Below are 8,587 nucleotides of genomic sequence, written 5' to 3' on the forward strand. Positions count from 1 at the left end.
AGATGTTACTTGTTCGTCACTCTCGCAAATGTAAATTTCGAGATTGCACGAGGCACATGCGTAAGCGTTTGGCGCAAGCGATCAGTTTCAAACATGAGGCTAGCGATTTTTGATGTAAAAGCAAGCGGATTTTTGACAAATTATGCTTGCATTTCAATGGCATCTTCCATAGACTTCAACTTGTTGTGACTAGGAAACGTCGAAGCAACTTCAAAAAATGTTGGACGACATGGCCCCTTTAATCGTACTCTCAACTGTGCTTTGGCAAGACGGCGTCGTCTCGCTTATTTTCCGGTCCGGGCTTTTTGCCAAGCTCATCCTGGCGAGCCTCTTGCTGCTCTCTATTCTGACCTGGGCAATCACACTCAACAAATATTGGCGTTTCAAAGGCATTAATCGTGACTTTCTGCGCCTGGTTCACAGCTTGCGCCCGAATTCCGAATTGTCCGCGGTTTATCATTCTGCCGTCAAAGACATTGGCGGGCCGGTCGGCCGCATTTTCGAAGAAGGATATATTACGATCGGCAGGTATCTGGAATCGTCCCGTGGCCGCAAGCTCGAAATCATGAGCGATGGCGTGCTGCAGGTGATCGAAAAGAATCTTTCAGCCCTGGCCGCGGGCATTCCGTTTATCGCCACCTCGATTAGCCTAAGCCCGTTTTTGGGGTTACTCGGGACGGTGTGGGGCGTGATGCACACGTTCTTGAGCATCAGCCAGTCCGGCGGCAGCGCAGATTTGTCCGTGGTGGCGCCCGGCGTTGCCGAAGCGCTGGTGACAACCGTTGCGGGCTTGGTCGTCGCGATTCCAGCTCTGCTCTGCAACAATTTTCTATCCGCCCGCTTGACCAGAATCGAAGACGATTTTGGCCGCTTGAATACCGAACTTATCATTTATTTCAACCACATTGTCCACCGTGAGAAACTCAAAAACGAAGATCGTCTCGGACATCAACGTCACTTCGCTTCTTGATATCGCTTTTGTGCTGTTGATCGTATTCATCATTGCCGCGCCGTTCATGCGCTCGGGCGTCAAAGTCGATTTGCCCGGCACGATTGCGCCGCAGCCGCAGCCGCAACGCGCCATCGTCGTCACAGTTAGCCGCACCGGCGAAGCGTTTGTTGACGGCGAACGTTTGCCGTTGGGCGATATTGGCGCAAAAATTTCCAGCAAGCTGAAAAATGCTCCGAATCAGCCGGTTCTCATTGAAGGCGACACGCGCACCGAATACGGCAAAGTCGTGGCCGTGATGGACATGGTGCGGCTGGCCGGCATCCAAAATGTCGGATTGCTTTTGGAGCCCATGGCGACGAAAAACGATTAAAACGCGTCCATGGCTTGCGTTTTATTTCTTAATTTGGGATGACTCTGCGCGCCGCGGCTTGCTTGTGGCGCATTCGATTTGACATGCATACCTTCGACAAAAAGGCCGTTATCATTTCAACCGCCGGCCACGTGCTGCTGTTGCTGGCGATTTTTGCGCTCGGCTTCACAAAGCCGGTGCGTCGCGGCTACCCGCGTGTGTTGACGGCAACCTTTGTCGAACGCAATGTTGAAGCCGGCGGCGGGGCAAAACGGGTGGAAGCGGCGCCGCGCCCCGCGACCACGCCGCCGCAACCAACTGAGAGCAAACCGATTCCGAGCAAAATCCCCATCCCCAAAAAACCGGAACCCAAGAAGCCCGAAGCCAAGCGGCAAGATGTTACACCGCCCACAAGTCCGGCGCTCTCCGAGCCCAAATTAACGGAGCAGACGCCGGCAAACACGAACGCCCAATCCCCCACCACGAGCGGCGCTTCGTCTAAAACCGGCGGCATTATCAAAACCGATGGCGAGAGTTCTCCTTTTGATTATTATCTTCGTCTGGTCGAACTTCGTGTTTTCAACCATTGGAAACCGCCGTTTCGCCAGGCCGGAGAATATTCCGTAGTTGTACATTTTTTTATTGAGAAATCGGGCAAAGTATCTTCACTCGAGCTGGAGAAATCATCAGGCGCATTTGCCGTCGATCAAGCCGCCATGCGCGCCGTGCAAAACGCCGATCCCTTGCCACCGCTGCCCGCCGGGGCCAAAGAACCCTTCGGCATTACCTTCGAATTTGTCGTGTACTGAATAGCAAATTTTGGAAAACAGGCATGTGTATGAAATTTTTGCATCTTGTAAACAAACAATACACCCATTTGAAGCAACTCCCATTCCTCGTGATCCGCGGACTCCTCGTCGTAGGCGCCGTCTTATTCAGTTTCGAGGGACATGCGCAAACCGAATCCTACCTGCGCGTTGAAACCAATGCCTTTGCCCGCATTCCCGTGGAATTGAAGGAATGCCAGCCGCTGCAGCAGGCAAATACCAAGGATGCCAGCCGCGTGCTCGACATTCTCGACAATGATTTGTGGATGTCGAGCGTGATCGCCTCGTTTCGCACCGACGAACAGCTCGGCGGCAGCAATTCGCCGTGGCTGGAGATTTCCAGCAAAGGGCCGGCGCAGCCCTTTCGCCTCGAGGTTCATCCGAAGGTCACAATTGCCAATGATCGCGTGAAACTCGAAGCCGAACTCATCGACAGCAATTCGCGCAGAACACTGGCGCAAAAAACCTACAACGGCTGCCGCGACAATTTGCGCTTGCTCGTGCACAGCCTGGCGGACGACATTGTCAACATTCTCACCGGCGAACAAGGCATTGCCAAGAGCCGCATTGCCTTTACCGCCAAGACCGGCGAGAGCAAAGAAATTTTCTTTATGGATTTCGACGGCACCAACGTGCGCCAGCTCACGGCCACCGCCAGCCTCAATCTCACGCCGGCATGGTCGCATGACGCACGTTTGCTCGCCCTGACTTCCTATCAAAATCATAATCCGAATTTGCTTTTGGTGGAGGTGGTTTCGGGCAAGATCACGCGCCATTTTCAAACGGCCGGTCTGCAAACCGCGCCCGTGTGGTCGCCTGACGGCGATCAAATCGCGTTCACCTCGACGCATGAAGGCAACGCCGAAATCTACGTGATGAACGCCGAGGGCAAACGTGTGCGCCGCCTGACACATCATCCCAGCGTGGATTCTTCTCCTACCTGGTCGCCGACCGGTCGCGAGTTGGCATTCACTTCGGATCGCCTGGGCAATCCGCAGGTTTTCATCATGGATGCCGAGGGCAGTAACGTTCGCCGCCTGACGCTCGAGGGCAATTACAATGATTCGCCAGCCTGGTCGCCCAAGGGCGATAAAATCGCCTTTGTGTCGCGCATTGCTGGCCGTTTCAATGTCATGACGATTGATGTCACGGGCGAGAATCTCATGCAGCTTACGGCAGAAGCCGGCAGCAACGAAGACCCGGCGTGGTCGCCGGACGGCTATCGCATCGTATTCAGCTCGACGCGCGGCGGCGGAAGCGACATTTACAGCATGGAATGGAACGGGCAGAACGTTCGCCGTCTCACGCACAAGGGAACATGCACGAGTCCGGCGTGGTCGAACAACGTGCGTCCGCCGGGCGAATCGGCGTGTCGAAATTAAAACTTGAAATTGTCAACGAACGAATTTAAGTTGCAGCCGTCTGAGTTTGAAAAACGCACCTTGAGCTTGTCGAAGAGTGTTGCGTTTACTGATCAGGCTTTGACAAGCGTCGTCTGCATTGGAATCTAGCGTTTTCACACGGTTTTTTCGCAACAAATAATCGCCTATAAAAACATCAAACACTGGAGGTGTTACATGGCCTTTTGTCGCTTCAACATCCGGGGGCTTGCCGCGCTCTTGGTTGCGGTTTTGTCGCTGGCGTTTCTCGGTTGCCCGAGCAGCAAGAAAGTCGCGCAAACCGAAACCGCCCCGCTGGAGCCGGCGCGTGAAGAACCGGCGCCACCGCCGCCGGCAGAGCCCCGCCCTGAACCTCCCCGAGAAACCCCGGCGCCCCGGCCGCTCGTTCTTGGTAATGTCAACTTTGACTATGATAAATTCGATCTTACCTCCACGGCGCGCAGCATTTTGGCGGAGCATGCCAGCGCTTTGCGCAACCGGCCGGAGGTGAATATTCGCATCGCCGGGCATTGTGATGAACGCGGCACGATCGAATACAACCTGGCGCTGGGCGAGAAACGCGCAAACTCCGTGCGTGATTATCTTGTTTCACTCGGCGTCGAACGCTCGCGCTTGAGCACGATCAGCTATGGCAAAGAAAGGCCGCTGGACGCGCGCAGCAACGAACAGGCGTGGGCGCAAAATCGCCGCGCCGAGTTTGTGATTTTGAATCAGTGATGACACCGCTCATTCAAAACGGATGGCAATAATGCGTTACCTCTCTGTGTTATCGTTTGCAGTTTTGGGTTTTGCTCTCACGTCTTGCCTGCCGCCAAGTCAAATGCGGCAAGTCGAAACCAACAATGCCTCCCTGCGTGCGCAAGTTGACTCCTTGCGTGCGCAGGTGCAACGCTTGCGCACGACCGTTGCCAAAGCCGAGTTGGCAGGCCAAAAAGCTGAAGAGACTTCCTTGCGCATGCGCGCGGACAACGATTTGCGCCTCAACCAGTTCGCCGAGCAGATTCGCATTCTGAGCGATCGCGTTGATGATATGGACAATCGCCTGTCCAACATGCCGGGCAAACTGCGCATGGTTTCTGATAAACCCGCAGCCAGCAACGCCAATCCGCCGGCCGGCGCTGTTCCGGAAACTAAACCGGAAGAAGTTGACGCCGAAGAAATCAAAAAGCTGTATGATGCGGCTTATCAAGATTTGGTGCGCGGCCAGGGCGATCTCGCACGCGAGGGCTTTCAAGAATTTTTGCGCAAATATCCGCAAAGCTCGCTGGCCGACAATGCCCAGTATTGGATCGGAGAAAGCTACTATTCACAAAAGAACTATGCGCGCGCCGCTGCGGAATTTTTGGAAGTCCCGGCGAAATATCCCAACAGCGACAAAATTGCGGCGGCGGCGCTGAAACGCGCATACGCCATGCTTGGCATGAATCGGCAGGCGGAGGGCAAGGCTCTGCTCGAGCAATTGATCAAACAATTCCCGCGCGCTCCGGAAGCGGATTTAGCCCGGGCGAAATTGCAGGAATAAGCCTGGGGCCGTTTGCATTTTTGTTGAAATCGCGGCCCGCCCATCCGCCGCAACGCAATCACCAAAACCACATCGCGCGCGGCTCAAAGACGCGAAGATTGTGACGCAGGAATTTTGCATCGCGTCGCAGGGCAATGCTTACTTTTAAAATCACCTGCTGATCTTCACCAATTCACTTGGCAAAAAAGCGGTGAACGTCCTCGAAATTTTTCTCGACTATCGTCAAGTGAATTCATCAACCTCACGGACAATTAGCGTCTATGCCCCGTTTCGAAAAACACCTCTTCATTTGTACCAACGAACGCGCGCCAGACAACCCCAAGGGCTGTTGCGCCTCCAAAGGCGCGCGCGAAATCGCCGAAAAATTCAAAGAAGAATTGCACCGGCGCGGTTTAAAGGGCAGGATGCGCGCAAACAAGGCAGGTTGCTTGGATATGTGTGAGTTGGGACCGAGCGTTGTGGTTTACCCGGAGGGTGTTTGGTATCAGCGCGTTACGCTGAATGATGTCGAAGAAATCATCACTTCGCATTTGCTCGGCGGGCGCGTGGTGGAACGTTTGCGCACGCCGGAGCAATACTGGCAAAAGCCCAAAAAGAACGATTGAACACAGATGAGCAAGTTGGTGTATGCCCCCCACGTGAATTTGATGACACAAAAAGTTATTTGATCCGCCTCTGCTCTATTCCTCCCCCCATCCCCGTGTTCTGATGCTTTTATTTGCAGAAGTACTCTCTTAAAAATGTCATTCACGCGAATCTTGTGAAGTACTCGTCAATGGGTCTAAGGCTTTACCAGATCTTTCCAGGGTGACGAAATAAGAGACTCATACAAATCAATGCACGAGCCTACTTTGTCGCCTCCTCCATCAACTCCGTCATGCGGCCAATGAAGTCAACTGGAGAACTCAGGTTTCCTTCCAGCAGTAACGCCCCTTCATATAATTGCAGAATGCTTTTGCGCAGCAGGGGATCCGTCGGACTGGCAAGATTACGGCGCGAAAGATTCTTAATCAGCGGATGCGAGACATTCACTTCCAGAATCCTTTTTGAGCCGCTGTAATTTTTGTCCATCAGCTTCATCATTTTTTCCATCTGGGTATCCATCCCGTCTTTCCCCACCACCAGCGTCACCGGCGAATTTACCAGACGCTTTGATTCAATCACGTCTTCGACTTTATCGCCCAACGTTTCTTTGAATATCGTCAACAAGGACTTGGCCAAATCACCGCTCAACGCTTCCGGCTTGCCGGCTTCATCCGCCGCCAAATCGAGATCAGCCTTGTCAATCGACTGCAACGGTTTCTTGTCGTATTCATTGATCGAGGGCACGACGAACACGTCCACCGGATCGGTGAGCAGCAGCACGTCGAAATCATTCTTCTTGAAATATTCAAGGTTGGGATTCTTTTCCAGCAGGTCGCGATGCTCGCCGGAGAGGTAGTAAATGGCCTTTTGTTCCAGCTTCATGCGCGTGACATAATCCTTCAGCGACAGCATCTCGCCCTTTGCCATTTTGGTGGACTCGAAGCGCAGCAGGTCGATTACTTTTTCACGATTGGCAAAATCCGTGTTCACGCCGGTTTTGAAAAATGGGCCAAACGTTTTGTAGAATTTTTCATACTTGTTTTTCTCTTGCTTCGACCAATCGCCGAGAAAGCTTAGAATTTTTTTGGTCAGAATATCGCGGATTTTTGCCATGGCCGGGCTGTTCTGCGTCACCTCGCGCGAGACGTTCAGCGGCAAATCCGCGGTGTCCACCACGCCTTTCACAAAGCGCAAATACTCCGGCAGCAGCTCTTTGCAATCATCTTGAATGAAAACCTTGTTGGAATAGAGATGCAGCGATTTCTCGTGCGGGTCGCGAAACCACATGGGCGGAGCATTCTCCGGAATGAACAGCAGGGCGTTAAAACTCACCGCGCCTTCAATCGCCAGTTGCAGATGGCCGAGCGGCGGGTTGTAATCATTCGAGATGAACTTGTAAAACTCAACCAGATCTTCTTCCTTCACTTGATCTTTGGGCTTGTGCCACAGCGCCGTGACGGTGTTGACCTTTTCATTGTCGACAAAGATGGGAAAGTCGACAAAGTTGGAATACTTGTTGATGATATGCTTGACGGTGTAATCCTCGCTGAATTCTTTGGCCGATTCCTTCAACTTGAAGGAGATCTTGGTGCCGCGCGTCGTTTTATCAATCTCTTCGATGGTGAATGTGCCTTCACCGCCGGAACGCCAGCGATAGCCTTTGGAATCGGGATCCGCATGGCGCGTTTCGACCGTCACCTCTTCGGCGACCATAAAAACCGAGTAAAACCCCACGCCGAACTTGCCGATCAAATTGCCGTCCAGCGTGCGGTTTTCATTTTTCACCTGCTGCAAAAACTCAAGCGTGCCCGAGCTGGCCACGGTGCCGATTTTCTCGATCAAATCCTCTTTCGTCATGCCGACGCCGCTGTCTTCGATGGCGAAGGTATGGTCTTTTGCGTCGAGTGTGATGGCGATCTTCAAATCAGCGTCGGCATCCAGCACGTTGCGATCCGTGAGCATGCGAAATCTGATTTTGTTGAGCGCGTCGGAAGCGTTCGAAATCAACTCACGCAAGAAGATTTCGGGGTGGGTATAAAGCGAATGCACGATCAAATGCAGCAACTGCTTCATTTCCGCTTTATATTCGAATTCCTGTGCGGTGACTTTTTCTGCATCAGCCATATGAATCATCTCCCAGGTTCATCGGTTTTGTGCCGCTGGCCTGCGCCAGTTGACTAAAAAAACAGGTGAATTGCTTTGAAATTTTCTACCAAAAACTTGTCAAGTGAATGAACGAATCTCAACCGGCGTTTGCTTTGGAATAATCCCACAACGCCGGGCGGCGTATCTTCGGCGCGCAAAATCGAAATCGCGCACGAGGAAATTCCGCTCTTGTTAGCGAGCTGTCGAAGCTGTTCGAAGAGCTTCATCCCAAAACGCCGGGATCAGCCTGCCTGAAAAATGAGATTGCTTTTGACGGGGGCAAATTTAAGGCATCGCGGCGGGATTTTCAACTTAATTGTTGCTGCCGAACAGCCCAGCCCGTGGAGAAAAGTCCGCCCCTGACCGCTACTCTGATAAAACTGAATACTCAACCACCTCACGCGCGAACTCATGCCGCAGAGTCACGCGCGCGTTTTTTCTGTTTGGCGTCGGATACGCTCTCGCGTTCTTTATAGTGTTCGAGGCCCAGGCCCCGCACGAGACGCTCAAACAGCGGAATTTGATTGCGCAAGGTAAAATTCGCGCGCTGCTTCAGGTAACTCGTAAACATCAACACAAAAAAACTGAAGCCAAAAAGCAGCGCCCAACCCAGCAGCGAGACGACCAACTTTAGGGAGGGCGCTTCGAACAAGGCCTTGCTGGCATCAAAAATAATCGTAAAACACACGATGCTGAGGGCAAGCGAAAGCGCTTGAATCAGCCAGCGCAGGTTGAGTTTGATCATAACGGTTAAACAAACGGCATTGCAGTTTAAGAATAATTTGCCAGCAAACAGGCGACGGCCAA

Annotated in this window: 9 protein-coding genes; 7 read left to right on the plus strand and 2 right to left on the minus strand. The window is 52.8% G+C overall.

Translation table 11 applies throughout. From position 1 onward, the window contains the following. Positions 1-217: 217 nt before the first annotated feature. The 7 genes from FBQ85_13165 to FBQ85_13195 all read left to right on the plus strand — a co-directional run bounded on the left by FBQ85_13165 (position 218) and on the right by FBQ85_13195 (position 5,655). On the plus strand, positions 218-970 hold the full coding sequence (locus tag FBQ85_13165) for a hypothetical protein (GenBank protein MDL1876103.1): 753 nt from the start codon (positions 218-220) through the stop codon (positions 968-970). Then, a complete protein-coding gene (locus FBQ85_13170) occupies positions 876-1,322 on the plus strand; it encodes a biopolymer transporter ExbD (GenBank protein ID MDL1876104.1) in 447 nt (148 codons plus the stop codon). Before FBQ85_13165 ends, FBQ85_13170 begins: the two co-directional genes overlap by 95 nt. A 38-nt stretch (positions 1,323-1,360) precedes the next feature. Further along, entirely contained in the window at positions 1,361-2,110 is a 750-nt protein-coding gene (locus FBQ85_13175; protein MDL1876105.1) for a TonB family protein, read from the plus strand. A gap of 23 nt (positions 2,111-2,133) precedes the next feature. Beyond that, the gene (gene tolB, locus FBQ85_13180; protein ID MDL1876106.1) at positions 2,134-3,510 is read left to right on the plus strand and encodes a Tol-Pal system beta propeller repeat protein TolB; all 1,377 of its coding nucleotides are present in this window, start codon (positions 2,134-2,136) and stop codon (positions 3,508-3,510) included. 195 nt (positions 3,511-3,705) lie between these two features. Then, entirely contained in the window at positions 3,706-4,245 is a 540-nt protein-coding gene (gene pal / locus FBQ85_13185; GenBank protein MDL1876107.1) for a peptidoglycan-associated lipoprotein Pal, read from the plus strand. Positions 4,246-4,267: 22 nt separating this feature from the next. Beyond that, a complete protein-coding gene (gene ybgF / locus FBQ85_13190) occupies positions 4,268-5,050 on the plus strand; it encodes a tol-pal system protein YbgF (GenBank protein MDL1876108.1) in 783 nt (260 codons plus the stop codon). A gap of 260 nt (positions 5,051-5,310) precedes the next feature. Next, positions 5,311-5,655, plus strand: a complete 345-nt coding sequence (locus FBQ85_13195; GenBank protein MDL1876109.1) for a (2Fe-2S) ferredoxin domain-containing protein — start codon at positions 5,311-5,313, stop codon at positions 5,653-5,655. A 241-nt stretch (positions 5,656-5,896) separates the two neighbouring features. On the opposite strand, the gene htpG is transcribed toward FBQ85_13195, so the two are convergent. Further along, the gene (htpG, locus tag FBQ85_13200) at positions 5,897-7,759 is read right to left on the minus strand and encodes a molecular chaperone HtpG (protein MDL1876110.1); all 1,863 of its coding nucleotides are present in this window, start codon (positions 7,757-7,759) and stop codon (positions 5,897-5,899) included. A 430-nt stretch (positions 7,760-8,189) separates the two neighbouring features. After that, positions 8,190-8,525 carry a hypothetical protein gene (locus FBQ85_13205; protein MDL1876111.1) on the minus strand — a complete coding sequence of 112 codons (336 nt, stop codon included), beginning with the start codon at positions 8,523-8,525 and terminating at the stop codon, positions 8,190-8,192. Between the last annotated feature and the right edge of the window lie 62 nt (positions 8,526-8,587).

The sequence above is a fragment of the Cytophagia bacterium CHB2 genome (genome assembly GCA_030263535.1).
Taxonomy (GTDB): domain Bacteria; phylum Zhuqueibacterota; class Zhuqueibacteria; order Zhuqueibacterales; family Zhuqueibacteraceae; genus Coneutiohabitans.

Excerpts from the sequence above, each read along its gene's own strand:
- FBQ85_13165 (MDL1876103.1), top strand. The coding sequence starts at position 218 with ATGTTGGACGACATGGCCCCTTTAATCGTACTCTCAACTGTGCTTTGG.
- FBQ85_13175 (MDL1876105.1), top strand. The coding sequence starts at position 1,361 with ATGACTCTGCGCGCCGCGGCTTGCTTGTGGCGCATTCGATTTGACATG.
- tolB (MDL1876106.1), top strand. The coding sequence starts at position 2,134 with ATGTGTATGAAATTTTTGCATCTTGTAAACAAACAATACACCCATTTG.
- pal (MDL1876107.1), top strand. The coding sequence starts at position 3,706 with ATGGCCTTTTGTCGCTTCAACATCCGGGGGCTTGCCGCGCTCTTGGTT.
- ybgF (MDL1876108.1), top strand. The coding sequence starts at position 4,268 with ATGGCAATAATGCGTTACCTCTCTGTGTTATCGTTTGCAGTTTTGGGT.
- FBQ85_13195 (MDL1876109.1), top strand. The coding sequence starts at position 5,311 with ATGCCCCGTTTCGAAAAACACCTCTTCATTTGTACCAACGAACGCGCG.
- htpG (MDL1876110.1), bottom strand. The coding sequence starts at position 7,759 with ATGGCTGATGCAGAAAAAGTCACCGCACAGGAATTCGAATATAAAGCG.
- FBQ85_13205 (MDL1876111.1), bottom strand. The coding sequence starts at position 8,525 with ATGATCAAACTCAACCTGCGCTGGCTGATTCAAGCGCTTTCGCTTGCC.